Annotated in this window: 22 protein-coding genes; 9 read left to right on the top strand and 13 right to left on the bottom strand. The window is 59.8% G+C overall.

Annotated features, from left to right (window positions below; all coding sequences use genetic code 11):
- Positions 1 to 17: 17 nt before the first annotated feature.
- From FGF54_RS11495 to FGF54_RS11460, 8 genes are all read right to left on the bottom strand, one after another.
- On the bottom strand, positions 18 to 1076 hold the full coding sequence (locus FGF54_RS11495; protein ID WP_142779716.1) for a P1 family peptidase: 1059 nt from the start codon (positions 1074 to 1076) through the stop codon (positions 18 to 20).
- A 142-nt stretch (positions 1077 to 1218) separates the two neighbouring features.
- Positions 1219 to 2178 carry a sugar kinase gene (locus FGF54_RS11490; protein WP_142779715.1) on the bottom strand — a complete coding sequence of 320 codons (960 nt, stop codon included), beginning with the start codon at positions 2176 to 2178 and terminating at the stop codon, positions 1219 to 1221.
- 21 nt (positions 2179 to 2199) lie between these two features.
- A complete protein-coding gene (locus tag FGF54_RS11485) occupies positions 2200 to 3258 on the bottom strand; it encodes an ABC transporter ATP-binding protein (RefSeq protein WP_142779714.1) in 1059 nt (352 codons plus the stop codon).
- Between the two features lie 100 nt (positions 3259 to 3358).
- Entirely contained in the window at positions 3359 to 4180 is an 822-nt protein-coding gene (locus FGF54_RS11480; protein ID WP_026363927.1) for a carbohydrate ABC transporter permease, read from the bottom strand.
- Positions 4181 to 4194: 14 nt separating this feature from the next.
- On the bottom strand, positions 4195 to 5133 hold the full coding sequence (locus FGF54_RS11475) for a carbohydrate ABC transporter permease (protein WP_142779712.1): 939 nt from the start codon (positions 5131 to 5133) through the stop codon (positions 4195 to 4197).
- Positions 5133 to 6464, bottom strand: a complete 1332-nt coding sequence (locus FGF54_RS11470; protein WP_142779711.1) for a sugar ABC transporter substrate-binding protein — start codon at positions 6462 to 6464, stop codon at positions 5133 to 5135. The genes FGF54_RS11475 and FGF54_RS11470 overlap by 1 nt, the downstream gene beginning before the upstream one ends.
- Positions 6465 to 6569: 105 nt before the next feature.
- Complete coding sequence (locus FGF54_RS11465; protein ID WP_020810165.1) at positions 6570 to 7226, bottom strand: GntR family transcriptional regulator; 657 nt, start codon at positions 7224 to 7226, stop codon at positions 6570 to 6572.
- 21 nt (positions 7227 to 7247) lie between these two features.
- Positions 7248 to 8132, bottom strand: a complete 885-nt coding sequence (locus tag FGF54_RS11460) for a dihydrodipicolinate synthase family protein (RefSeq protein ID WP_142779710.1) — start codon at positions 8130 to 8132, stop codon at positions 7248 to 7250.
- Between the two features lie 307 nt (positions 8133 to 8439).
- On the opposite strand from FGF54_RS11460, the gene FGF54_RS11455 reads away from it, so the two are divergent.
- The 7 genes from FGF54_RS11455 to rutF all read left to right on the top strand — a co-directional run bounded on the left by FGF54_RS11455 (position 8440) and on the right by rutF (position 13716).
- Entirely contained in the window at positions 8440 to 9051 is a 612-nt protein-coding gene (locus tag FGF54_RS11455; protein ID WP_080850922.1) for a biliverdin-producing heme oxygenase, read from the top strand.
- Between the two features lie 461 nt (positions 9052 to 9512).
- Positions 9513 to 10604, top strand: coding sequence for a pyrimidine utilization protein A (gene rutA, locus FGF54_RS11450; RefSeq protein ID WP_059760061.1), 1092 nt, complete (start codon positions 9513 to 9515; stop codon positions 10602 to 10604).
- Positions 10601 to 11341 (top strand): pyrimidine utilization protein B, encoded by a 741-nt coding sequence (gene rutB, locus FGF54_RS11445; protein WP_003492071.1) that lies wholly within the window; start codon positions 10601 to 10603, stop codon positions 11339 to 11341. Before rutA ends, rutB begins: the two co-directional genes overlap by 4 nt.
- Before the next feature lie 25 nt (positions 11342 to 11366).
- On the top strand, positions 11367 to 11753 hold the full coding sequence (gene rutC, locus FGF54_RS11440) for a pyrimidine utilization protein C (protein WP_003492069.1): 387 nt from the start codon (positions 11367 to 11369) through the stop codon (positions 11751 to 11753).
- Between the two features lie 13 nt (positions 11754 to 11766).
- Positions 11767 to 12558 carry a pyrimidine utilization protein D gene (rutD, locus tag FGF54_RS11435; protein ID WP_168208072.1) on the top strand — a complete coding sequence of 264 codons (792 nt, stop codon included), beginning with the start codon at positions 11767 to 11769 and terminating at the stop codon, positions 12556 to 12558.
- 16 nt (positions 12559 to 12574) lie between these two features.
- On the top strand, positions 12575 to 13165 hold the full coding sequence (locus FGF54_RS11430; protein ID WP_020810327.1) for a malonic semialdehyde reductase: 591 nt from the start codon (positions 12575 to 12577) through the stop codon (positions 13163 to 13165).
- A gap of 26 nt (positions 13166 to 13191) precedes the next feature.
- Positions 13192 to 13716, top strand: a complete 525-nt coding sequence (gene rutF / locus FGF54_RS11425) for an NADH-dependent FMN reductase RutF (RefSeq protein ID WP_142779709.1) — start codon at positions 13192 to 13194, stop codon at positions 13714 to 13716.
- A gap of 272 nt (positions 13717 to 13988) precedes the next feature.
- On the opposite strand, the gene FGF54_RS11420 is transcribed toward rutF, so the two are convergent.
- The 3 genes from FGF54_RS11420 to FGF54_RS11410 all read right to left on the bottom strand — a co-directional run bounded on the left by FGF54_RS11420 (position 13989) and on the right by FGF54_RS11410 (position 19109).
- On the bottom strand, positions 13989 to 15434 hold the full coding sequence (locus FGF54_RS11420; RefSeq protein ID WP_003522629.1) for an NAD(P)(+) transhydrogenase (Re/Si-specific) subunit beta: 1446 nt from the start codon (positions 15432 to 15434) through the stop codon (positions 13989 to 13991).
- A 19-nt stretch (positions 15435 to 15453) separates the two neighbouring features.
- Positions 15454 to 17028: a Re/Si-specific NAD(P)(+) transhydrogenase subunit alpha gene (locus FGF54_RS11415; RefSeq protein WP_142779708.1), complete on the bottom strand. Its 1575-nt coding sequence runs from the start codon at positions 17026 to 17028 to the stop codon at positions 15454 to 15456.
- Positions 17029 to 17225: 197 nt separating this feature from the next.
- Positions 17226 to 19109: an MFS transporter gene (locus FGF54_RS11410; protein WP_020809333.1), complete on the bottom strand. Its 1884-nt coding sequence runs from the start codon at positions 19107 to 19109 to the stop codon at positions 17226 to 17228.
- A gap of 508 nt (positions 19110 to 19617) precedes the next feature.
- Between FGF54_RS11410 and FGF54_RS11400 the strand changes: the two genes are divergently transcribed.
- Positions 19618 to 20652 carry an aspartate-semialdehyde dehydrogenase gene (locus tag FGF54_RS11400; protein WP_003522626.1) on the top strand — a complete coding sequence of 345 codons (1035 nt, stop codon included), beginning with the start codon at positions 19618 to 19620 and terminating at the stop codon, positions 20650 to 20652.
- Between the two features lie 215 nt (positions 20653 to 20867).
- Positions 20868 to 21683, top strand: a complete 816-nt coding sequence (locus FGF54_RS11395; protein WP_003522625.1) for a lytic transglycosylase domain-containing protein — start codon at positions 20868 to 20870, stop codon at positions 21681 to 21683.
- Positions 21684 to 21840: 157 nt separating this feature from the next.
- Here FGF54_RS11395 and FGF54_RS11390 read toward each other — a convergent pair whose 3' ends face one another.
- Together FGF54_RS11390 and pdxY are read right to left on the bottom strand one after the other, a co-directional pair.
- Positions 21841 to 22482, bottom strand: a complete 642-nt coding sequence (locus FGF54_RS11390; protein ID WP_142779707.1) for a carbonic anhydrase — start codon at positions 22480 to 22482, stop codon at positions 21841 to 21843.
- 175 nt (positions 22483 to 22657) lie between these two features.
- Positions 22658 to 23533 carry a pyridoxal kinase PdxY gene (gene pdxY, locus FGF54_RS11385; RefSeq protein ID WP_142779706.1) on the bottom strand — a complete coding sequence of 292 codons (876 nt, stop codon included), beginning with the start codon at positions 23531 to 23533 and terminating at the stop codon, positions 22658 to 22660.
- Between the last annotated feature and the right edge of the window lie 181 nt (positions 23534 to 23714).

Genomic DNA, 23714 nt, shown 5'->3' with positions numbered 1-23714 from the left:
AACTCCGTCTGGAAAAGTCAGGCTGAAAGAAGGGTTTTAAGGGCGTCGATGGAAATGGCCTCGACCGTGGAGGCCTTGCCGGTGCCGGCATTAAAGCCGGTTGTCGTGGTTGCGGCGCAGAGCGAGTTGAGGATCGCCTCCTCCGTCGCCTCTATCGCGGCTTCGAAGAGCGGCGAAATCGCATCGTTGGAAAGTTCTGGATAGTCTGCGACGGCCTTTCGGCGCGTGGGCGTGCGCCGCAGCCGCTCATCGGTGGAAAATGCCAGCGCGTAATCGCCAGAACCATTGCTGAGCGCGGCACCCGTGCGTGCCAGCCCGCCGAAGCTTCTGGCGGCCAGACGCTTTAGATTGCGGGACGACAGCGGCGCATCGGTTGCGACCACGATGACGATGGAGCCGTCCTTGTCCTTATGCTCCGGGCTGACATAGGGCTTGCCGCAGACCAGCAGATGGCCGCCGTAATTGGACTGGACGAGAATGCCGAGCGTATAGGTCGTTCCGGCGATGGTGACGATGCGGGATGCGGTGCCGATGCCGCCCTTCATGCCAAAGGCCACCGTGCCGGTTCCGGCACCCACGCCGCCCTCGGCCACCGGGCCTGTGGCCGCGTTTTGTAGCGCGGCCGAAATTTCCTCGATGGTCGGGCGGCCGGCACGGATGTCGTTCAGGCGGGAATCGTTGGTTTCGCCAACGACGGCATTGATCGAGACGACTTTCTCATTGCCCGGCTGCGCCAGCGTATGGCGATTGGTCGCCTCGATGGCCCGGCCTGTCGCCAGCGTATTGGTGAGGATAACAGGTGTTTCGAGTTCGCCGAGTTCCTCGATCTGGGTCGATCCGGCAAATTTGCCGAAGCCGTTATAGACGGCGAAGGCGGCGGGCACCTTGTCCTGAAAGAGATTGCCGCCATGCGGAAGGATCGCGGTTGCGCCGGTGCGGATCGTGTCGCCTTCGATGACGGTCGAATGGCCGATGCTCACGCCTTCGACATCGGTGATGGCGTTGAGCGGGCCGGTCTCGAAATGGCCGGGCCGGAAACCGATATCGCGCAGTCTCGGGCGGGTCGTCTGATGCATCGGGCGATCACTTTTGCGGAATGCAGGCTGAAATTGGAGCGAGCGCGGCTTGCGAAAAGCTTTGCCTGTCCGAACGTTAGCCTAGTTCTCCGCGAAACGGCATCGCAAAAATGGAATAGTTTTATGCGGGCAATGGATGCGCTCAGGAGGCGCGTTGCGTGGGTTCGTCTTCACGCTCCAGCCATTGCCGCAAGGCTTCTTCGGTCTCTTCGCGCGTGGGTGCGCCGATGCGGCCGCCGAAGATCGTGCATTTCAGCGCGGCGGCAACGGAGGAGAGCCGGATGGCCGCACGGCTTTCCATCCCCTCAGCCATCGCCAGTGCAAAGGTGCCGTGAAAGATATCGCCCGCCGCCAGCGTATCCACTGCCTTAACCTGCATCGTCGTCTGGAAATGCACGGTCGGATCGCCGGCCTCCGTCCACCAGCAGCCCGCCGGTCCGGCGGTGACGGCGATGAAGGTTTGCGGATAGCGGGCGTGTAGCACCGGTAGCATGTCTTTTACAGTTTCGGTGCCCGTCAGCCGGGCGGCGGCGGGTTCGGAAAAAACGATATGGGTTGCGGCGGGGGCCAGCTTCTCAAGGGTTTCGACGGGTGCAACGTCGCCGTCGAGAATGGCTGGTTTGCCCAGAGTGCGTGCCACAGTCAGCACATCGAGCGCCAGTTCCGGCCAGCGCACATCCACCAGAACGGCATCAAAGGGGGCAATATCTTCCGGCGTGCAGGAGCGTTTTTTCTCATGCAGCCGATTATCATAGAAAGGCACGATCAGCCGCTCGCCGCGGTCATCGATGATGATCGTCGAGAGTGCGGAGCGCGCACCGGCGGCAAGGGTCATGCCGGCAACATCGATGCCGCTTTCGGCGAGATCGCGCAGGATGCGGGTGCCGGTTTCGTCATCGCCCACCGCGCCCCAGAGGCTGGCGCGGCCGCCCATGCAATGCACGGCATAGGCGGCGCTCGACGCCATGCCTTCGGCGATCTGCAACATTTCGTAGGGCAAAACCTTGCCCTCACCCTTCGGCATGTCATGTACACGAAACAGGGTGTCCAGCACGGCGGCACCCACGCAGAGCACATGCTTACCGCCCTGTTTGTCTGCCATGCTGTTCACTCCTGTCACCTGTCAGATACGCTTGCCGCTGTCCTTGTCGAACAGATGCACGGTTGCCGGATCGATGGCAATGTGGATCGTATCGCCGAAGCGGACATTGAGGCGCTCGCGGAACAGGCAGGCGATCTCGTCGCCCTTGCAGTTCAGCTTGGCGTAGATTTCCGAGCCGGTGCCTTCGACCAGTTCGACCCGGCCTTCGATGCCACTCTCGGCGGCGCGGATGTGTTCCGGCCGCACGCCGTAGACGAGATCGCGGCCGCCAAGCGTGCCGAGATCGGCATTGGTGGGCAACGGCAGGCTGAGGCCCTTTGCGGTGCGGAACACACCTTCTTCGACGCGGCCGCGAATGAAATTCATGGCGGGCGAACCGATGAAACCGGCGACGAAGAGATTGGCGGGATTGTCGTAAAGCTCGAGCGGCGCGCCGATCTGCTCGATGACGCCATCATGCAGCACTACGATCTTGTCGGCCATGGTCATGGCTTCCACCTGATCGTGGGTGACATAGATGGTGGTGGTGCCGATGCGCTGGTGCATGGCCTTGATCTCGCCGCGCATCTGCACACGCAGCTTGGCGTCTAGGTTGGAAAGCGGCTCATCGAACAGGAAGACCTGCGGATCGCGCACCAGGGCGCGGCCCATGGCGACACGCTGGCGCTGGCCGCCGGAAAGCTGGCGCGGGTAACGGTCGAGCAGCTTTTCCAGCCCCAGAATGGCGGCGGCCCTGTCGACCTTGGCCTTGGTTTCCTCGGCGCTCACCTTCTTCAGCTTCAGCGCGAAGCCCATATTGTCCTTGACCGTCATATGGGGATAAAGCGCGTAGTTCTGGAACACCATGGCGATATCGCGGTCGCGGGCGGGCAGGTGGCTGACCTCGCGCGCGCCAATGTGGATTTCGCCGTCGCTCAGCTCTTCCAATCCGGCGATCATGCGCAGCAGGGTGGATTTGCCGCAGCCGGAAGGGCCGACGAGCACGACGAATTCGCCATCCTTGATGTCGATATCGATGCCGTGGATGATGTTGACCGCGCCGAAGCGCTTCTGGACGTTTAGAATGTTGACCGGTGCCATGTGCAGGTTCCCGTTATGAGCAATTCCAGCAAAAGTGCGTCGCGGTTTTGCGTCCGGAATTGCGTTAAAAGAGTAAGGGCATGGAATGCCCTTCGTTGGTTCAGCCGCCCTTGACGGCGCCGGCGGTCAGGCCCGCCACGATCTGTTTCTGTGCGAACATGGTGAGCAGCAGCACCGGCAGCGTCACGATCAGAGCTGCGGCGGCAAGCGGACCCCAGCTCACCTGTTCGAAGGAGAGCATGTTGTAGACCGCGACCGGCAGGGTGCGCGTTTCGCGGCTGGCCAGCACGATGCCGAAGACGAAGTTGTTCCACGAGAAGATGACCGCGAGGATGAAGGAGACGACGATGCCGGGCTTGGCAATCGGTAGCGCCACCAACCGGAACACCTGCCAGGAGGATGCGCCGTCGATGCTTGCGGCCTCTTCCAACTCCTTCGGCGTGGTCTCGAAATAACCGATCATGATCCAGACGACGATAGGCACCGTCACCACGAGATGGATGATGATCTGCGGCCAGAGTGTGCCGAGCAGGTTCAGCCATTGGAACAGCAGAAACAGCGGAATGAGGAAGGAAAGGCCAGGCGTCATGCGGGCGATCATGATGACGACGGCGGATTTTTCCGCCTTCAGCCTTGCGATGCCGTAGCCGGCGGGCACACCGATGACAAGCGCCAGAATGGTGGCCGCACCGGTGACGAGGACCGAATTCCAGAAATAGAGGAAGAAATTATTCTCCTCGAACACCTTCACATAATTCGACCAGGCGAAACGTTCGGGAATGAGGATCGGCGGATAGGCTCCGTTGTCGATTTCATATTTCAGCGATAGCGAGATCATCCACATGAAGAACAGGATGACCGGCGAGATCATCACCAGCGCCACGAAGAACAGGCCGATGCGATCAAGCGTCTTGCGTTTCAGAATCTGGCGGCTCATCAGCGATCCTCCATCTCGTTCCATTGCGAGCGCTGGCGCACCATCAAAAGCACGAAGGAGAGCGCCACGATGATGACGAAGAAGACGACGGCCATGGCCGAGCCGTAACCAATGTCGTAATAGGCGAATGCCGTATTGTAGAGATAGATATTGATGGTTTCGGACGCCGTTCCGGGTCCGCCTTGAGTCATCGCATAGATGATGTCGAAGCTTTTTACGGCGTCGATGGAGCGGATGATGACGGCGATCATCAGGAACGGCGCGATCATCGGCATGGTGAGATAACGGAACTTTTGCCAGGCATTCGCGCCGTCGATTTCCGCGCTTTCATAGGGCTCGCGCGGCACGGCAGCGAGACCACCAAGCACGATCAGCATGACAAGCGGCGTCCATTGCCAGGTCTCCACCAGCACCAGCGAGGGGATGACGGTGGACTGGTTGTAAATCCATTCCAGCGGGCCGATGTGGATGAAGGAGAGCAGATAATTCAGCACGCCGAGCTGCGGGTGGAACATCATGGTCCAGACGAGCGCGATGGCGACCGGGGTCGCCATCATCGGCATGACGAAGACGCCACGCAGGAAACCGCGCAGCGGAAATTGCGCATCGAAAACCAGCGCCGCCAATGTTCCGAGGAATAGTGGGGCGACGACCGACAGCACGGTATAGATGAGCGTGTGCCAGAGCGATTCCCAGAACCGGGCGTCGCTGGCGAGCCGGATGTAGTTCTCGAAACCGATAAAGCTCTGCTCCTGTCCGAGCGTCCAGCGATGTGCGCTCATCCAGAGGGTGAACACCCATGGAAAAACGATCACGGCTGATATGACGACAAGTGCCGGTATGACAAAGGGCCAGTAGTTGGGAGCAAGCCTTGCCGGCCTGCTCCCTTCTTTACGACTGACGCCTGTTTTGGTGTTTTCGATGCTCACGGAGGCCATTATCCCTCGCTACGCGCCAGAACGGGTGCGAACTGTTCGGTTGCCTTCTTGAGTTCGGCTGCCGGATCTGCGCCGCCGATCATGTTGGTGAGGCCGACGCCGTAGATATCGCGGAATTCCGTCACCGGAATGATGACGGGCAGCGCAAGCTGCGAGACCTTGCCGGAACCGACGACCGCATCCAGCCAGGCAGCCGGCATCTTCACGCCTTCGCGCACCTTCTGGTCTTCGAGGATGGACTGGCGGAAGGGAACGCCCGCACCGGCCTGCAGGAGACGTGCACCCATTTCATGCGAAATCGCCCATTGGCAGAAGAGATAGGCAGCTTCCTTCTTGCTGCTGGCTTCGACAACGCCGAGACCATCGCCGAAGGTGCCGGCGGCCTGGGTTGCCGGGCCCTTCGGCATAACGCCGTAACCGACCTTGCCGACCACGCGGGATTTTTCCGGGTTCTCGATTGGCGGCGCAAAACCGACGCCATCGAACCACATGCCGATCTTGCCCTGCAGGAAGGCAGACTGCGCTTCCGCCCAGTTGAAGCCGGAGACGCCGGGAGGGGCGGCTTTGGTCATCAGGCGCTGATAGAGCTTGGCGGCTTCCACCGCTTCCTTGGATTCGGTAACGAGTTTGCCGTCCGCGCCGATGGGCTTTGCGCCGTAACCCAGCATCAGCGAGGTCCAGACCGGGGTATTGGCATTCTTCAGGCCACGCGCCACGAAACCGTAGGTGTTGGTTGCGGGATCGGTGATCTTTTCCGCCGCCGTCACCAGTTCCTCGAAGGTCTCGGGGTATTTCAGGCCCTTGGCTTCGAAGAGTTCCTTGTTCCAGTAGACGATCCAGTAATCCACGGAGAAGGGCAGCGAGCGCAGCACGCCGTCGCTATCCTTGGCAAACAACATGCCGGCTTCGGCGAAATCCTTTTCGACGAGCGACGGATCGGTCAGCGACGGGTCCTTCAGGAAGCCGCTGATATCGGCCAGCCACTTGCCCTTTTCGAACTGGCGCTTCTGGACGTGATAGCTCAGATGCACGACGTCGAAGCTCGGCTTGCCGGAGGAAAGCTCTATGACGACCTTCTGGCGCTGCTGCTGTTCCGGCGTTGCCTCGGCATTGACCTTGATGCCGGTCAGTTCTTCGAATTCGCCGAGATATTTGATCAGCGTTTCGCTGCGCGGGCTTTTGACGAGGTTGACCTCAAGCGTGGTGCCGGCGTGTTTTTTCCAGTTCACCGCTGCCGATGCCGGGCGAATGCCGAGCATCGCGCCGCCGCCAAGCGCCGCCGTGCCTGCCAGAAAGGCGCGACGCGTGGGGTTGAGCAATGAATGCGTCATGTCAGTTCTCCTCCAGATTAGCCGGAAATTCTCCTCACCCCGGCTTGTTGCTTATTTTCCTGCAATCCCGGCGCAGAGCCCTCTTCAGCCCCTGCCGGAATTGCCCTATACCGCCAGCGCCCTGTCCCTTGCGTTGCGGATATGGGCGGTCAGCCGCTCCACGGCGTCTTCGACGGATCGCCTCTCGATGGCCTCGAGAATGGCGAGATGTTCCTTCATCACCGACTTCACATGGCCGGCAATGCGGAAGCGCTCCTGATTGATGAGGCGCATCTTGATGGAATTGACCCGGTAGGCGTTCGAGATGATCGAATTGCCGAGCGCATCGATGAAGGCGTCGTGCATGCCCCAGTCCACCTGCTGCGCATGCTCGTCCAGTTCCGGGGATTCCCCACCGTTTTCAGCCGCTTCGGCAATATCGCGATGCTGTTTCAGGAGCTTTGCGATGGCCTCGTCGGAGGCCGAGCGGGTAAAGAGCGCCACGGCCTCCTTTTCGAGAAAGATGCGGAACTGGAACGCCTCGCGGATGAGGTTGAGGTCGATATGGGCGACCTGCAACCCCCGCTGCGGCACGGTCTTGATAAGGCCTTCCGCCTCCAGCCTTGGAATGGCCTCCCGGATCGCCCCCAGCGGCAGACCCGTCAATTCCACGAGGCGGCGTTGCGAGATGAACTGCCCCGGGCGAACGTCGCGCGAGAGAAGGTGATGCGTAAAGCTTTCATACGCCCGTTCCCGCAATGTCTGTTCGCCGGTATCTTCCATGCTCAACCTTTCAACGTCTGTTCAGGCGGCCTGTTTGCGAAACAGCGCGTCGAATGCGCCTTCGATCCGCCGCCGGTCTTCAGCCGAAATGGCGACGAGCGGCGCGCGTACATCCGCCCAGATATTTTCTCCTGTCGTGTGTGATACCAGCACCTTGACCGCTGGCGTAACCGGAAATTTCAGAAGTTCCACAACAAGATCTTCGACGCGCTTGTCGTCCTTGCCATCGACGGCCATGGCGCGGACTTCCTGTGTCAGGAAATTGGCGACACCGGAGATCGCGCCCTGGCCGCCGAGACGGACACCCTTCGCCAGATCGCGCTCATCGCCGATCAGGATGGCGAGATCGCCATGTTCTTTCAGCAGGCGCTCGGTATGGCTCCAGTTGCCGGAGGAATCCTTGACGCCGGTGACGATGCCGGGGAATGCCTTTTTCAGCCGTCCAACCAGCTCGACCGACAATGTCACCATGGTGACGGAAGGGATGTTGTAGACGAGAATATCGCGTGCTTCCTTGCCGATCTTTTCGAACACCGCCGAGAACCAGGCAAACAGGCCGTCATCGCCGACATTCTTGAAATAGGAGGGTGGAGCGAGAAGAATATTGCGGGCGCCAGCCTTCAGGGCCTCGGCCGATTGCTCGGCCGCATCCTCGATCGAATCCACCAGAACGCCGGTGACCAGACGGGAAGGTGCAACGCCCGCTTCGATGAAGCGGGAAAGAATGACCTGCCGTTCACGGCTGCCGACGGAGCATCCTTCGCCCGTGGTGCCGAAGAGTGTCACGCTGTCGCAGCCATTTGCGAGGCAGCGTCGGGCATGGGCGATCATGGCGTCGATATCGACCGTTCCGTCCTTTTTGAAAGGGGTGGTCAGGGCTGCCGAAAGGCCAAATTTCTGGGTCAAGTAAGATGCTCCTCGAAGGTGATTGCGCATTGATAACGCGCTGACATGTTAATTGTAAAGAGGTAATTGCAGTTTGATTGTTCGGAAGATGGGAATCGAGGAATTCGCTTCGTCGTGCGTTGAGCGGCAACGCTGCGAGGCGTTGGGATGGAAGGGTTGTACAGAGGCAGGGGATGCCGCTTTACCGTGGCGACAGCGGGCTTATGCTCTTTGCAAGGCGAGCGGATAAATGCGAAAATAAAATTTGACTGTTGGAGTAAAGATTTTTATCAGCAATCTGAATATTAGGGATAAAGGGACCATCATCATGACCATTGCGGAGCCGTCAGCGCCTGTAGCAGACATTGAGCAGAGCCGCGTCAAGCGCCTGAAAGCTGCGACGCGCGGCGCGCATGGCGATCTCGATGCCTTCATCATGGCATCGAAGCCGTTCGAGAGCCGGGAGAACTTCGGCAAATTCGTGGAAACGCAGTATCTTTTCCATCGTGACCTCGATGTCTTCTTCTCCAATGCGACGCTTGACGGCCTGCTTCCCGATCTCAAAGGCCGCCGCCGCCTCTCCATGATCGAGCAGGACCTTGCCGATCTCGGTCTTCCCATTCCCGAAACGGCCGAACCGCGCTTCACCGGTGAAACGCCGTTCGATCTGCCGGAGGCCATGGGTTGGCTTTATGTGGTCGAAGGCTCCAATCTCGGCGCTGCCTTCCTGCTGAAAGATGCGGCCAAGCTTGGTCTGAATGAAGACTTCGGGGCACGCCATCTGGCCGGTGCTCCGGAAGGACGCGGCCTGCACTGGCGCACCTTTACCGCTGCGCTCGATGAAATTTCGCTGACGGTCGAAGAGGAAGAGCGGGTCATCGCCGGTGCGGAAGCCGCTTTCCGGGCCGTGCATGCCTATGCGCGGCAGCGCCTCGTCTGAGATTTCGGCATAGCTTTGCGGCAACTCCTCTGAGAGCGCTTGGAATGCTGCGTGTGCATGGATGTTTGGCCGGGTTTTAGCACCCTCGCGGCGTCACCCCGGACTAGATCCGGGGTCCAGCGCGATCAAGTCCTTGATCGCAAAGACTCATTCCTCACGGCGCAGACGCGCCGTGGCTGGATGCCGGATCTAGTCCGGCATGACGGAGGAGAGCTTCCGGATTTTGTACGACGCTCCGCGACCGATGTAAGAGCCGCCCATTTCCCGCAGATTGCGTTCGATACTTGCCGAATAAACAGGCAAATAATTTTACCAAATGATAAAATTTTTATCTTTTGATAAAAATAATTCGCCTCCAAAATTTTATCCATTTGATAAAATTATTTTATTTGGTCTGGCACAGAACCTGCTACTCTTTTGCCAAGTCAGGAGACACCTGATGCAAAAAAGGGAACAGCAAGATGGAAGTTGGTGTTTTTATCCCGATCGGGAACAATGGTTGGCTGCTGTCAGAAAACGCGCCGCAATACAAACCGAGTTTCGACCTGAACAAGGCCATCACGTTGAAGGCGGAGCAATATGGTTTCGACTTCGCTCTTTCGATGATCAAGCTGCGCGGTTTTGGCGGCAAGACCGAGTTCTGGGACTATAATCTGGAATCTTTCACGCTGATGGCGGGCCTTGCCGCCGTCACCTCCAAGATCAAGCTGTTCGGCACGGCCGCTACGCTGGTCATGCCGCCGGCCATCGTTGCCCGCATGGCGACGACCATCGATTCCATTTCCGGCGGCCGTTTCGGCATCAATCTTATTACCGGCTGGCAGCGGCCGGAATACAGCCAGATGGGGCTTTGGCCGGGCGACGATTATTTCGGCGACCGCTACGAATATCTCGGCGAATATACCTCCATCTTGAAAGAGCTGCTGACGGAGGGCCAGTCGGACTACAAGGGCAAGTTTTTCCAGATGGAGGATTGCCGCATGAAGCCGGTGCCGCAGGGCGACGTCAAACTCATCTGCGCCGGTTCCTCCAATTCCGGCATGGCGTTTTCGGCCAAGTTCGCCGATTACAGCTTCTGCTTCGGCGTCGGCGTCAATACGCCGAAGGCCTTCGCGCCCACCAATGAGCGGCTGCTGGCGGCAACGGAAAAGACCGGCCGCGAGGTTAAATCCGTCGTGCTGACGATGGTGCTTGCCGAGGAAAAATCCGAGGATGCCTGGGCGAAATGGGAGCACTACAAGGCGGGTGCGGATGAGGATGCGATCAAGTGGCTCGGCCTGCAAAGCGCTGTCGACACCAAATCCGGCTCCGACACCAATGTCCGGCACATGTCCAATCCCGTCTCGGCGGTCAACATCAACATGGGAACGCTGATCGGCTCCTATGAGGAAGTGGCGGCCATGCTGGACGAGATGAGCGAAGTGCCGGGAACGGGCGGCGTGATGTTGACCTTCGACGACTTCCTCGAAGGCGTCGAGAAATTCGGCAAATATGTGCAGCCGCTGATGAAGAGCCGCGCGCATGTTCAGGCTGCACTGGAGGCTGCGGAATGAGTGAAGCCGTCGTGGCGGGTTACAAGGGGCCGGAAAGCCGTTCGGAAAGCGTGACGCTTCCCGCCCGGCCGGAGCCGATCACCCTGAAACCCAGCGAGACCGCCGTTGTCGTGGTCGACATGCAGAACGCCTATTCGACCGAGGGCGGTTATGTCGATCTGGCCGGTTTCGATATTTCCGGGGCCAAGGGCACCATCGCCAACATCAAGAAGACGCTGGACGCCGCACGGGCGGCGGGCGTTCAGGTCATTTATTTCCAGAATGGCTGGGACAAGGACTATGTCGAGGCGGGCGGGCCGGGTTCGCCCAACTGGCACAAGTCCAACGCCCTGAAGACCATGCGCAAAAGGCCGGAGTTGCAGGGCCAGCTTCTGGCAAAGGGCACGTGGGACTATGCCATCGTCGACGAGCTGCAGCCGCAGCCCGGCGATATTCTGGTGCCGAAGACGCGTTACAGCGGTTTCTTCAATACCAATATGGACAGCGTGTTGCGCGCCCGCGGCATTCGCAATCTGGTGTTTGTCGGCATCGCCACCAATGTCTGCGTGGAAAGCTCGCTGCGCGATGCCTTCCATCTCGAATATTTCGGGGTGATGCTGGAGGATGCCACGCATCATCTGGGCCCGGACTATATCCAGCAGGCGACGGTCTACAATGTCGAGAAATTTTTCGGCTGGGTCGCCACCGTCAATGATTTCTGCGGCGTCATCTCGCAGGCCGCGCCCGTCAGCGCTTGATATCCAACCACAAGAGGAGAACGAAATGCCGAAGAAGATCGTTGTGCCCGCCGGCACCAGCAAACCCATCGCTCCCTTTTCGCCGGGAACCCTTGCCGATGGCGTGGTTTACGTTTCCGGTACGCTGCCTTTCGACAAGGACAATAATGTCGTGCATGTGGGCGATGCGAGCGCGCAGACCCGCCATGTTCTGGAGACCATCAAGTCCGTCATCGAGACCGCCGGCGGCACGATGGAGGACGTGACGATGAACCACATCTTCATCACCGACTGGGCGAACTACCAGGCCGTCAACACGGTCTATGCCGAATATTTCCCCGGCGACAAGCCGGCGCGTTATTGCATCCAGTGCGGCCTCGTAAAGCCTGACGCGCTGGTGGAAATCGCCACCGTCGCCCATATCGGCAAATAGGGCGAAACGGCAGATGATGCATTTCGAGGTTCATGGCCGGACTGATCCTGAGGCGCCCACAATCCTGCTGTCATCGGGGCTGGGCGGATCGGGCGCCTATTGGGCGCCGCAGATCGAAGACCTCTCCGATCATTTCCGGATCGTCACCTACGACCATCGCGGAACCGGCAGGACTGGCGGCGAAGTGCCGCTGAATGGCGGCATATCGGCGATGGCGGATGATGTGCTGGAAATCGCTTCGGCGCTGAACCTCGAGAAATTCCACTTCATGGGTCATGCGCTCGGCGGCCTGATCGGACTCGATATCGCGCTGCGCCAACCCGGTCTCATCGACAGGCTCGTTCTTATCAATGCATGGAGCAAGGCCGATCCGCATTCCGGGCGCTGCTTCGATGTGCGGATCGAGCTTCTGGAGAAATCCGGCGTCGAGGCTTTCGTGAAAGCCCAGCCGCTGTTTCTCTATCCGGCTGCGTGGATGTCGGAACATCAGGAGCGGCTGGCGCGGGACGATGCCCATGGCATCGTGCATTTTCAGGGCAGGGCGAATGTGCTTCGGCGCATCGCGGCGCTGAGGGCCTTTGACGTCGATAGTCGCCTTTGCGAGATCGGCAATCCGGTTCTGGTGGTGGGCACGAAAGACGATCTTCTGGTGCCCTACACCCGCTCCCTGCGTCTCGCTGAGGGTTTGCCGCAGGGCGAACTCTGCCTTCTCGATTTCGGGGCGCATGCGGTCAATATTACCGAAGCTGACCTTTTCAACGCTCGGCTTTTGCAGTTTCTGCTACCGGCAACACGAACATTCTGACGGGATTTTTAAGACAATGACCACAGCACTCGACGACAAGGCACTTGCAGCACTTTTCACCGCGGCCCGCACCCATAATGGCTGGGCTGACAAGCCGGTCGGCGACGAGACGCTGAGAGAGCTTTACGATCTGACGAAGATGGGTCCGACCTCGGCCAATTGCTCGCCGGGGCGTTTCGTGTTCGTGCGCAGCCAGGAAGCGAAAGAAAAACTGCGGCCGGCGCTTTCTTCGGGCAATCTTGAAAAGACCATGGCAGCACCCGTCACCGTGATCGCCGCCATCGACCGCGAATTTTACGAGAAACTGCCGATGCTGTTTCCGCATGCCGATGCCCGTTCGTGGTTCACCTCCAGCCCGGCCGTGGCCGAGGAGACGGCCTTCCGCAATGCCACGCTGCAGGCGGGTTATCTCATCCTTGCAGCCCGCTCATTGGGACTGGATACCGGAGCAATGTCCGGTTTCGACAAAGGCAAGGTGGATACGGCGTTTTTCGCAGGCACGACGTGGAAGTCCAATTTCCTGATCAATCTCGGCTATGGCGATCCGTCGAAGCTTTTCGGACGGTTGCCCCGCCTTGGCTTCGAAGACGCCTGTGTGCTGGCTTGATGGCCTGTTAAGGAAGGATGGGTTAGATGCAGATGATGTCTCTTGAAAAGGAAGCGGAAATGGAGACGAAGACTGCACAGCAGCGCAGCCTCGATTATAGAAACGCCATGGCGCGGCTCGGTGCGGCGGTCAATATCGTCACCACGGACGGGGCGGCAGGCCGTGCAGGCTTTGCAGCGACGGCGGTTTGCAGCGTTTCCGACAACCCGCCCACGCTTCTTATCTGCCTCAACCGCAATTCTTCCGCTTACAGGGTGGTGAAGGCCAATGGCGTCGTCTGCGTCAACACGCTCGCCGCCCATCACGAGGTGCTGAGCACGCTTTTCGGCGGCAAGACGCCGGCGGAAGAGCGTTTCGCCGCCGGGAGCTGGGGTGTGCTTGAAACCAGCGCGCCGGTTCTGCAGGACGCGCTTGTCTCTTTCGACTGCCGCATTCGCGAGGCGCATGACGGCGGCACGCATGATATTCTGATCTGCGAGGTTGTGGATATGAAGATCAATGCGGGCGATGAGGCGCTGATGTATTTCAACCGGCGTTACCGGGTGCTTTGAGCGCGGTCTTTTGAAAGTTGGAAGTGGCGGCAGTCTATCGACAAAGTGCCGCGAAACGGTTCCGTTTGGCGCGGCCGTAGCATCCGCACACCGTCACCCCGGACTTGATCCGGGGTCCAGCGCGATCAAGTCCTTGATCGCGAGAGAGTCCATTCACGGCGCAGACGCGCCGTGGCTGGATGCCGGATCAAGTCCGGCATGACGGACGAAACGTATCGTCGTTTCTCAGAAATTCGAAGGCGTTTCCGGCCTCCCGGAAACGCCCTTTTCATTTACTTGATCAGCGGCAGAAGATCGTTGATCGACTTCTTGGCGTCGCCGTAGAACATGCGGGTATTGTCCTTGTAGAACAGCGGGTTCTCGATACCGGAGTAACCCGTGCCCTGGCCGCGCTTGGAGACGATGACCAGTTTGGACTTCCACACTTCCAGAACCGGCATGCCGGCAATCGGCGAGTTCGGATCGTCCTGGGCGGCTGGATTGACGATGTCGTTGGAGCCGATGACGATCACGACGTCGGTGTTGGGGAAATCGTCGTTGATCTCGTCCATTTCCAGCACGATGTCGTAGGGCACCTTGGCTTCGGCCAGCAGCACGTTCATGTGGCCGGGCAGGCGGCCTGCGACCGGGTGGATGGCGAAGCGCACGGTCTTGCCGTCGGCCCGCAGCTTGCGGGTCAGTTCGGAGACCGCGGCCTGCGCCTGCGCCACCGCCATGCCGTAGCCGGGAACGATGATGACGCTGTCGGCGTCATTCAGTGCTGCGGCCACGCCTTCGGCATCGATCGCCACCTGCTCGCCCTCGATTTCCATCGCCGGACCCGTCGTGCCGCCGAAGCCGCCGAGGATGACCGAGATGAAGGAGCGGTTCATCGCCTTGCACATGATGTAGGAGAGGATCGCACCCGAGGAGCCGACCAGCGCACCGGTGACGATCAGCAGATCGTTGCCGAGCGTGAAGCCGATGGCCGCCGCCGCCCAGCCGGAATAGCTGTTCAGCATCGAAACGACGACAGGCATGTCGGCGCCGCCGATGCCCATGATCAGGTGATAACCGATGAAGAAGGCGGCAAGCGTCATCAGCACCAGCGTCCATGCGCCGGCGCCGTTGCAATACATGATGAGCAGCACGAGCGACAGGATCGCAGCGCCGGCATTGAGCAGATGCCCGCCCGGCAGCTTCTTCGCCTTGCCGTCCACCTTGCCGGCAAGCTTGCCGAAGGCGACGACCGAGCCGGTGAATGTGACCGCGCCGATGAAGACGCCGAGGAAGACCTCGACCTTCATGATCGCCAGTTCAACCGGCGTCTTGTGGGCGAGAATGGCGGAAAAGCCGGTCAGCAGCGAACGCGCGGTCTCATCGAGCGAGGCGACATGCGCTTCCTCGATATGGGCGTTGAAGCCGATGAAGACGGCGGCGAGGCCGACGAAGGAGTGAAGGGCTGCAACAAGCTGCGGCATTTCGGTCATCTGCACGCGGCTTGCGACGAAGTAGCCGAGAACGGAGCCGCCCGCCAGCATCAGCAGCACCACGAGCCACTGCCCGACGCCCTTGCTGATCTCAGGGCCGAAGACGGTGGCGACGATGGCGAGACCCATGCCGACAATGCCGTACCAGACGGCGCGTTTGGCGCTTTCCTGTCCGGAAAGGCCGCCAAGAGAAAGGATGAAAAGAACGGCTGCGGCAACATAGGCCGCGGAAACGATACCAATGGTCATTGAATGTCCCCTACACGGCTCAGGACTTCTGGAACATGGCGAGCATGCGCCGTGTCACGAGGAAACCGCCGACGATGTTGATCGTCGCGATCAGGACGGAAAGCGAGGCGAGGATCACCACCAGCCAGTTGCCGGAACCGATCTGCAGCAATGCACCGATGATGACGATGCCGGAAATCGCGTTCGTCACCGCCATCAGCGGCGTGTGCAGCGAGTGGCTGACATTCCAGATGACCTGGAAACCGACGAAGCAGGCCAGCACGAAAACGATGAAGTGGCTCATGAAGCTTGCCGGCGCGAAAGCGCCCACCAGAAGCAGGATCGCCGTACCGACGGCGAGCAGACCGACCTGGCTTTTCGTCTGCGCCTTGAAGTCCGCATGTTCCTTGGCGTGCTTTTCCTCGGGCGTGAGTTCTTTTGCTCTTTCCTTCGGCTTCTGCGCGGCAATCGCCTGAATTTTCGGCGGCGGCGGGGGATAAGTGATTTCACCCTGATAGGTGACCGTCGCACCGCGGATGACGTCGTCTTCCATGTTGTGAACCGGCTTGCCGTCCTTTGCGGGCGTCAGATCGGTCATCATGTGGCGGATGTTGGTGGAATAGAGCGTCGAGGCCTGTGTCGCCATGCGGCTCGGGAAATCCGTATAGCCGATGACGATGACGCCATTGTCGGAAACGACACGCTGGTCGGGAACCGTGAGGTCGCAATTGCCGCCGCGTTCGGCGGCGAGGTCGATGATGACCGAACCCGGCTTCATCATCGCCACCATGTCGGCGAGCCACAGTTTCGGGGCGTCGCGGCCCGGAATGAGCGCCGTGGTGATGACGATATCGATCTGCGGCGCGAGTTCGCGGAATTTTTCGAGCTGCTTCTCGCGGAATTCCGGCGAGGAGGGGGCGGCATAACCGCCGGTGGCGGCGCCGTCCTGCTGCTGATCGGCGAAATCGAGATAGACGAATTCCGCGCCCATGGATTCGATCTGTTCGGCCACTTCCGGGCGAACGTCGAAGGCATAGGTGATGGCGCCGAGCGATGTGGCCGTGCCGATGGCGGCGAGACCGGCGACGCCTGCGCCGATGACCAGAACCTTGGCGGGCGGCACCTTGCCGGCGGCGGTGACCTGACCGGTGAAGAAGCGGCCGAAATTATTGCCGGCCTCGATGACCGCACGATAACCGGCGATATTGGCCATGGAGGACAGGGCGTCCATCTTCTGGGCGCGGGAAATGCGCGGCACCATGTCCATGGCGATGACATTTGCGCCCTTTTCCTTCGCCTGCTCCAGAAGGTCCTTGTTCTGGGCGGGATAGAAGAACGAGATCAGCGTCTTGTCCGAAGACAGGCGATCAATCTCCGACGTTTCCGGCGGACGAACCTTGGCGATGATGTCGGAACCGGCGTAAAGCGCATCGGCGCTGTCGACGATCGTCACACCGGCTGCGCGATAGGCGTCGTCGGAAAAACCCGCCGCCTTGCCTGCACCGGTTTCAAGAATGCAACCATATCCGAGTTTCTGCAATGCCTGGGCGCTGTCGGGCGTCATGCCGACGCGCGCCTCGCCCTCATATAATTCCTTAGGTGTCCCGATTCTCAAAATGGCTCTCCCTCTGCCTGATAATATAGGGGGGTCATAACCTATTCAGGGGGGCTTTGTCTCCATATTGATTTTGTCTTGCCTGCGACGGAATGACAGCCCGCTGCGACAGTCTTGTTCGATATGCGGACGTACCGCGCAATAAAAGAACCCGGCGCTGAAGCGCCGGGTTCCGAAAATGTCAAACAGGGTATGGCTCAATCCATGGCGTGGATATCGCGATCCTTGGTTTCCGGCAGGAACAGCAGGCCGACGACCAGCGTGATGCCCGCGAAGATGATCGGGTACCAGAGGCCGTAATAGATGTCGCCCTTCGCCGCGCTCATCGCAAAGGCGGTGGCGGGCAGAAGACCGCCGAACCAGCCGTTACCGATGTGGTATGGCAGCGACATGCCGGAGTAGCGGATGCGGGTCGGGAACAGTTCGACCAGCAGGGCCGCGATCGGGCCGTAGACCATCGTCACGTAGATGACGAGGACGGTCAGGACCGCGATGATGACGACCCAGTTCACGGCGGCCGGGTCGGCCACCATGGAGAAGGTGCCGCCGCCGGCTACGGTGTAGACGGCCATTTCCGCGGCACCAGCGGCTTCTGCCGGTGTCAGCAGCTTGTCCGCCACCAGCTTGTCGGTCGCGACCATCTTCTTGTCGGCAGCGCGAACGGCCTCCGCATTGAGGTTAAGCTCCGGGTTTGCGGCAATGAAGGCATCCAGTTTCGCGTCCGGCACCTGCGCCGCGCCGCGCACCAGCGGGTAGCCGCCATCGTGAAGCGCCATGTTGACCTGCTTCTGGAAGGCCTTGTCCTTGGCTGCCGCATCCGCGCCGGCGGCGGCCGCGTCGTAGCTGGCGATGGTCGCATCGCCGATCTTGATGCTGGCCGGCTGGCCGGCTGCTCCTGCAACCACGTCATAGGGAACGGAATTGCGCGTCAGGAACGAGGTAGCGATATCGCAGGATGTGGTGAACTTCGCCGTGCCGGTCGGGTTGAACTGGAACTTGCAGTCGCCGGGGGCAGCGGTCACGGTGGCGCGAACGGTGGACTGGGCTTGCGCAAGCGCCGGGTTGCCGGCCCATGTCAGTGCCTTGAACAGCGGGAAGTAGGTCAGCATGGCAAGTATGAGACCGGCCATGATGATCGGCTTGCGGCCGATCTTGTCGGAAAGCCAGCCGAAGATGACGAAGAAGCTGGTGCCGAGGATGAGTGCCGCCGCTACCATGATGTTGGCGGACTGGCCGTCGACCTTCAGAATGCTCTGCAGGAAGAACAGCGCGTAGAACTGGCCCGTATACCAGACAACGGCCTGGCCGATGACGGCGCCGACAAGCGCGATGAGCGCGATCTTGGCGTTTTTCCACTGGCCGAAGGCTTCGCTGAGCGGCGCTTTCGAGGTCTTGCCTTCTTCCTTCATCTTCTTGAAGGCGGGGGATTCATTCATTTTCAGACGAATCCAGACCGATACGCCGAGCAGCAGAACGGAGACGAGGAAGGGAATGCGCCAGCCCCAGGCTGCGAAGGCTTCCTTGCCGAGTGCGAACTGCACGCCGAGAATGACCACCAGCGACAGGAACAGGCCGAGCGTCGCCGTCGTCTGGATCCACGACGTGTAATAGCCCCTGCGGCCGTTCGGCGCGTGTTCGGCCACGTAAGTTGCCGCACCGCCATATTCACCGCCGAGCGCCAGGCCCTGCAGCATGCGCAGAACGATCAGGATGATCGGGGCGGCAATGCCGATCTGCGATGCGCCGGGCAGGACGCCGACGAGGAAGGTCGAAACGCCCATGATGAGGATGGTGATGAGGAAGGTATATTTGCGGCCGACAATGTCGCCCAGACGGCCGAATACCAGCGCGCCGAAGGGGCGCACGAGGAAGCCGGCGGCGAAGGCCAGCAGCGCAAAGATGTTGCGTGTCGTTTCCGGATATTGGCTGAAGAAGTTCGCGCCGATATAGATCGCGAGCGAGCCGTACAGATAAAAATCGTACCATTCGAAGACTGTTCCGAGAGAAGAGGCGAAAATCACCTTCTTCTCTTCACCCGTCATTGGACGGGCGGCGCCGCTCACGGCTGCAATATCTGCCATTGTCTGTCCTCCACAGATGTCCCAATTGGCGCATTGCGGAGCCCATCTCTCTCCTCCGGACTCCCCATAAGGGTGCAATGCGCGGAGTGTCAGAGTGACAGAAAATTAACTGCAATAAGAGCGATGCTTTCGGATTATGACTTTAGTCTAATGCAAGGCGTCCCGAAAACGTCGCGAGGCCGATTTGACGTCTTGCGCAAGACGTCTCCAAACGCGCCTTTTTTCTTGACACAAACAAGAAACCTTCTAATAGCTTCTCGCGAAGAAGGAGCATCACCTTGCGCATGCATGTTGCAGACATGTTCGTCATGGAAGGACCGGCACAATCCGCCGGCGATGATCCGCGCCTTTCTCATTCTACCCGAATTACGGCCAAAACGACGATTAAAACCGTCTAACGTCTCTGGCCACCGCTCTCTCCCCGGTTTGGCTGGGGATCGAGGAAGCCGCGATCTGATGCGGGTTCCCACCTCACCAAAAAGAGGAGAGACAGAAAGAGAGCTTGATCATGGGTTTCAAAGTTGCAATTGCAGGCGCCACCGGCAACGTCGGTCGCGAAATGCTCAATATCCTGGCCGAACGCGGTTTCCCCGCCGATGAAGTCGTGCCGCTCGCTTCCGCCCGCTCGCAGGGCACGGAAGTCTCCTATGGCGACCGCACGCTGAAGGTCTCGAACCTCGAGAACTACGATTTTTCCGACACGGATATTTGCCTGATGTCGGCCGGCGGCGATGTTTCCAAGAAGTGGTCGCCGAAGATCGGCCAGCAGGGCTGCGTCGTCATCGACAACTCTTCCGCATGGCGCTACGATCAGGACGTTCCGCTGATCGTTCCGGAAGTGAACGCCGATGCGGTTGCGGGCTTCACCAAGAAGAACATCATCGCCAACCCCAATTGCTCCACGGCACAGCTCGTCGTCGCGCTGAAGCCGCTGCATGACTTCGCCAAGATCAAGCGCGTCGTCGTCTCCACCTACCAGTCGGTTTCCGGCGCCGGCAAGGAAGGCATGGACGAGCTGTTCCAGCAGACCCGCGCCGTCTTCGTGGCCGATCCGGTCGAAGCCAAGAAGTTCACCAAGCGCATCGCCTTCAACGTCATTCCGCATATCGACGTCTTCATGGAAGACGGCTACACCAAGGAAGAGTGGAAGGTTCTGGCCGAAACCAAGAAGATGCTCGATCCGAAGATCAAGGTAACCTGCACGGCCGTGCGCGTTCCGGTCTTCATCGGCCATTCGGAATCGGTCAATATCGAGTTCGAAAACGAGATTACCGCCGATCAGGCGCGCGATATCCTGCGCGAAGCGCCGGGTTGCCTCGTCATCGACAAGCGCGAAAACGGCGGCTACATCACCCCGGTTGAATCCGCCGGTGAGGATGCGACCTATATCTCGCGCATCCGCGAAGATGCGACGGTCGAAAACGGCCTCAACCTGTGGGTTGTTTCCGACAATCTGCGCAAGGGTGCGGCTCTCAACGCCGTCCAGATCGCCGAACTCTTGATCAATCGTGGTTTCATCAAGCCCCGCAAGGCGGCAGCCTGATACCATTTTTTAAGGTTCGTTAAGTATAACCCGTCTGTTCTGTGTGGGGCAGGCGGGTTTCATAATTGGCGACGATCACGGCCAGTTTATTTGCAGGCCTTGCTGCCGAAAGGCAATTTAGGCCGCCAAAAGACAGTTTTGGCACCTGAATCATACAGTATTGACGGTTTGGTTCTCGGGAAAAATTCCCCAAAGGATATCGAAGGCAGATTTTGATGCGGGCAATGAAGGTAATTCTGGCTGGTGTGGCCATGGTTTCGGTTCTGGCAGCGACGCCGGTTATGGCTGCGCAATGCGGCAACACTTCGGCGGGCTTCGATGCCTGGGTCGGCGCCTTCAAGCAGGAAGCGGCGGGCCGCGGCGTCAGCGCCTCGGTGCTCGACCGTGCTTTCTCCGGCGTCTCCTACAACCAGGCGACGATCCGCGCAGACCGCGGCCAGCACAGCTTCAAGCTTTCCTTCGAACAATTCATGCAGAAGCGCGGCGGTCAGACGATCATTTCGCGCGGCAAGACCATGAAGAAGAACAACGCTTCTCTCTTTGCTTCCATCGAGCGCGCCTATGGCGTGCCGGCCGGTCCGCTTCTGGCCATCTGGGGCATGGAAACCGGCTTTGGCGGCTTCATGGGCAACCAGCACACGCTTTCCGCCGTCGCGACGCTCTCCTTCGATTGCCGTCGTTCGGATTATTTCACCGAGCAGCTTTACGCGGCCCTCAAGCTCGTCGGCAGCGGTTCGCTCAACGTCAACGCCAAGGGTGCGGCCCATGGTGAAATCGGCCAGACGCAGTTCCTGCCGCTGAACGTCGTGCGTTACGGCGTTGATTTCGACCGCGACGGTCGTATCGATCTCGTCGGCTCGCGCGCCGATGCATTGGCCTCCACCGCGAACTTCCTTGTCGGTCACGGCTGGCAGCGCGGCGCCGGTTATCAGCAGGGACAGGCGAACTACGCCGCCATCCAGGGCTGGAACGCCGCAAGCGTCTACCAGCAGGCCATTGCCTTCATCGGCAAGGCGATTGACGGCCAATAAGGCCGCTTTCCACGGGCTAAAATTTCACTTCCGTCATGCCGGACTTGATCCGGCATCCAGCCACGGCGCGTCTGCGCCGTGGAGAAAGTCTTTTAGCGATCAAGGACTTGATCGCGCTGGACCCCGGATCAAGTCCGGGGTGACGAGGCTTTGAAAATTACAGATCCGGGCGACGAAAATCGCCCGTTTTGCTGTCCATCACCCACAATTCGCCGGTCGAAATATCGAACCATGCGCCGTGCAGCTTCACCTTGCCGGCGGTTTCCTGCGCCTTGACGAAGGGGAAGCCGCGCAGGTTGGCGATGGAGTTGCGGATGGAAACACGTTCCAGTGCCGTCTGCCGCTCGGAAGCGGTCATCACGTCATTGCTCTGGATCTGCTCGGCGGCCGACTTGACCATGTTCATCCATTTGCCGATGAAATCGCCGGGAGACAGCGGCTCGAGATTGGGATCGAGCGCTGCCTGAATGCCGCCGCAGCGGCCGTGGCCCATGACGACGATATCCTTCACCTTCAGAACCTGTACGGCATATTCGATAGCCGCCGAGGTGGCGTGGTACTGGCCATCGGGCTCGAAAGGCGGCACCATGTTGGCGACGTTGCGGACGACGAAAAGCTCTCCCGGTCCGCAGTCGAAAATGGTTTCCGGCGCGGAGCGAGAGTCACAACAGGCAATGAACAGGGTCTGCGGCTTCTGTCCGGTGTCGGCCAGAACGCGGTATCTTTCGCGCTCGTCGACATAGCGACCGTTCATGAAGTTCTTGTAGCCGTTGAGAAGGTTTTCCGGAAAATCTTTCATCTATCGCAGTACCGTTGTGGTTGGACCGAGATCAAGAAAAGAACTCGGTGCGTTGAAGACCAATCCTTTGGAGCATTTTCGTTTTTCTTCGAACCGCGAAATCGCTCCAACTCCTTGTTTGTCGCATTTCCGGACGGAAAACCGAGGGCCACTTTTCCTGGAAATGCTCTAGCCGCTATTTGCGCTTGCTGCGCGAAGGATGCAAGAGATGACGCATCTGCACCATGGCCATGGGTGTGGAGAGGCTGGAAGAGTCCGTCTCCAGCGTCAGTTCGTTCATCTCGCGTTTTTTGGTGCGGGCCAGAATTTCGAACACGCTGGCGGTTGCGAGCTGCAGCGCCTTTTCGTCATCCATGCCTTCCAGCAGGCGGGCGAGGAACAGCGCCGACATCAGGTCGCCGAGACCGTTCGGCGCATTCTCAATGGCACGATGTTCGGCAAGCAGCGCGTGGCGGCCGCTGAGATAAAGATTGCCGGTGCCGCCCGTCATCATCGGCACGGCCGAGGTGACCAGCATTTTCGGCGGGCCCAGCGCAAGCGCGGCATCCATGATGGCATTGTTGGTCTCGAGCTCCGCGCCGCTCATCCAGGCGAGTTCATAACGGTTCGGCGTGGCGACCGTGGCAAGCGGGATGAGGTGATCGCGAATGGCTTCGGCGGTTTCAAGGGGAATGTAAAGCCCGCCCAGATCGCCCATGACCGGATCGCAGGCGTAAATCAGCGACGGGTTCTTTTCCTTCAGATTGCGGATCAGTCGTGCGGTGGAGCGAACCTGCGCCGCGCTACCGAAATAACCGGTCAGGACAGCCTTGACCTCGCCGATCCATTTGGCGTTTTCGAGGTCGGTCATGGCCTTGTCGAAATCGTTGTCCTGAAAGCGCATGCGGGTGGAGGGGCCGTGGCCGGGGTGCCAGGGCATGACGATGGTGGGCACCGCCCAGACGGGATAACCGAGTGTCTCCAGCGCAAAGACAGCGGCGCGATTGCCGACGGAACCACGCATGACATGGCTGGAAATGACGATGACGGCGCCCTGTGTATTTTCCTGCATCACGGCCTTCTTGCTTTCAAACGAGGCAGAAAGCCCGCAAGTGCACCCCGCCTTGCCACTGCCCAAAGATCAAGATGCGCTCTCATGACATATCGCAAGGCCGGTTTCCACCGTTAATCCCGCAAGGGTCTGTCCCGCAAAAGCATGGCGCGGTCAGGTTCTTTGTCTCTGCCAGCGCTGC

Origin of the sequence: Agrobacterium sp. T29 (assembly GCF_006970545.1) — a bacterium.
Lineage (GTDB): Bacteria > Pseudomonadota > Alphaproteobacteria > Rhizobiales > Rhizobiaceae > Agrobacterium > Agrobacterium leguminum.
The sequence above is the reverse complement of the archived record's forward strand: the minus strand, read 5'-3'. Positions and strand labels throughout refer to the sequence as shown.

Coding starts and splice junctions, on each gene's coding strand:
- FGF54_RS11430 (WP_020810327.1), top strand. CDS start 12,575: ATGACCACAGCACTCGACGACAAGGCACTTGCAGCACTTTTCACCGCG.
- rutD (WP_168208072.1), top strand. CDS start 11,767: ATGATGCATTTCGAGGTTCATGGCCGGACTGATCCTGAGGCGCCCACA.
- rutC (WP_003492069.1), top strand. CDS start 11,367: ATGCCGAAGAAGATCGTTGTGCCCGCCGGCACCAGCAAACCCATCGCT.
- FGF54_RS11400 (WP_003522626.1), top strand. CDS start 19,618: ATGGGTTTCAAAGTTGCAATTGCAGGCGCCACCGGCAACGTCGGTCGC.
- FGF54_RS11420 (WP_003522629.1), bottom strand. CDS start 15,434: ATGACCATTGGTATCGTTTCCGCGGCCTATGTTGCCGCAGCCGTTCTT.
- rutA (WP_059760061.1), top strand. CDS start 9,513: ATGGAAGTTGGTGTTTTTATCCCGATCGGGAACAATGGTTGGCTGCTG.
- FGF54_RS11495 (WP_142779716.1), bottom strand. CDS start 1,076: ATGCATCAGACGACCCGCCCGAGACTGCGCGATATCGGTTTCCGGCCC.
- FGF54_RS11470 (WP_142779711.1), bottom strand. CDS start 6,464: ATGACGCATTCATTGCTCAACCCCACGCGTCGCGCCTTTCTGGCAGGC.
- rutB (WP_003492071.1), top strand. CDS start 10,601: ATGAGTGAAGCCGTCGTGGCGGGTTACAAGGGGCCGGAAAGCCGTTCG.
- FGF54_RS11465 (WP_020810165.1), bottom strand. CDS start 7,226: ATGGAAGATACCGGCGAACAGACATTGCGGGAACGGGCGTATGAAAGC.
- FGF54_RS11475 (WP_142779712.1), bottom strand. CDS start 5,133: ATGGCCTCCGTGAGCATCGAAAACACCAAAACAGGCGTCAGTCGTAAA.
- FGF54_RS11490 (WP_142779715.1), bottom strand. CDS start 2,178: ATGGCAGACAAACAGGGCGGTAAGCATGTGCTCTGCGTGGGTGCCGCC.
- pdxY (WP_142779706.1), bottom strand. CDS start 23,533: ATGCAGGAAAATACACAGGGCGCCGTCATCGTCATTTCCAGCCATGTC.
- FGF54_RS11410 (WP_020809333.1), bottom strand. CDS start 19,109: ATGGCAGATATTGCAGCCGTGAGCGGCGCCGCCCGTCCAATGACGGGT.
- FGF54_RS11390 (WP_142779707.1), bottom strand. CDS start 22,482: ATGAAAGATTTTCCGGAAAACCTTCTCAACGGCTACAAGAACTTCATG.
- rutF (WP_142779709.1), top strand. CDS start 13,192: ATGCAGATGATGTCTCTTGAAAAGGAAGCGGAAATGGAGACGAAGACT.
- FGF54_RS11395 (WP_003522625.1), top strand. CDS start 20,868: ATGCGGGCAATGAAGGTAATTCTGGCTGGTGTGGCCATGGTTTCGGTT.
- FGF54_RS11485 (WP_142779714.1), bottom strand. CDS start 3,258: ATGGCACCGGTCAACATTCTAAACGTCCAGAAGCGCTTCGGCGCGGTC.
- FGF54_RS11455 (WP_080850922.1), top strand. CDS start 8,440: ATGACCATTGCGGAGCCGTCAGCGCCTGTAGCAGACATTGAGCAGAGC.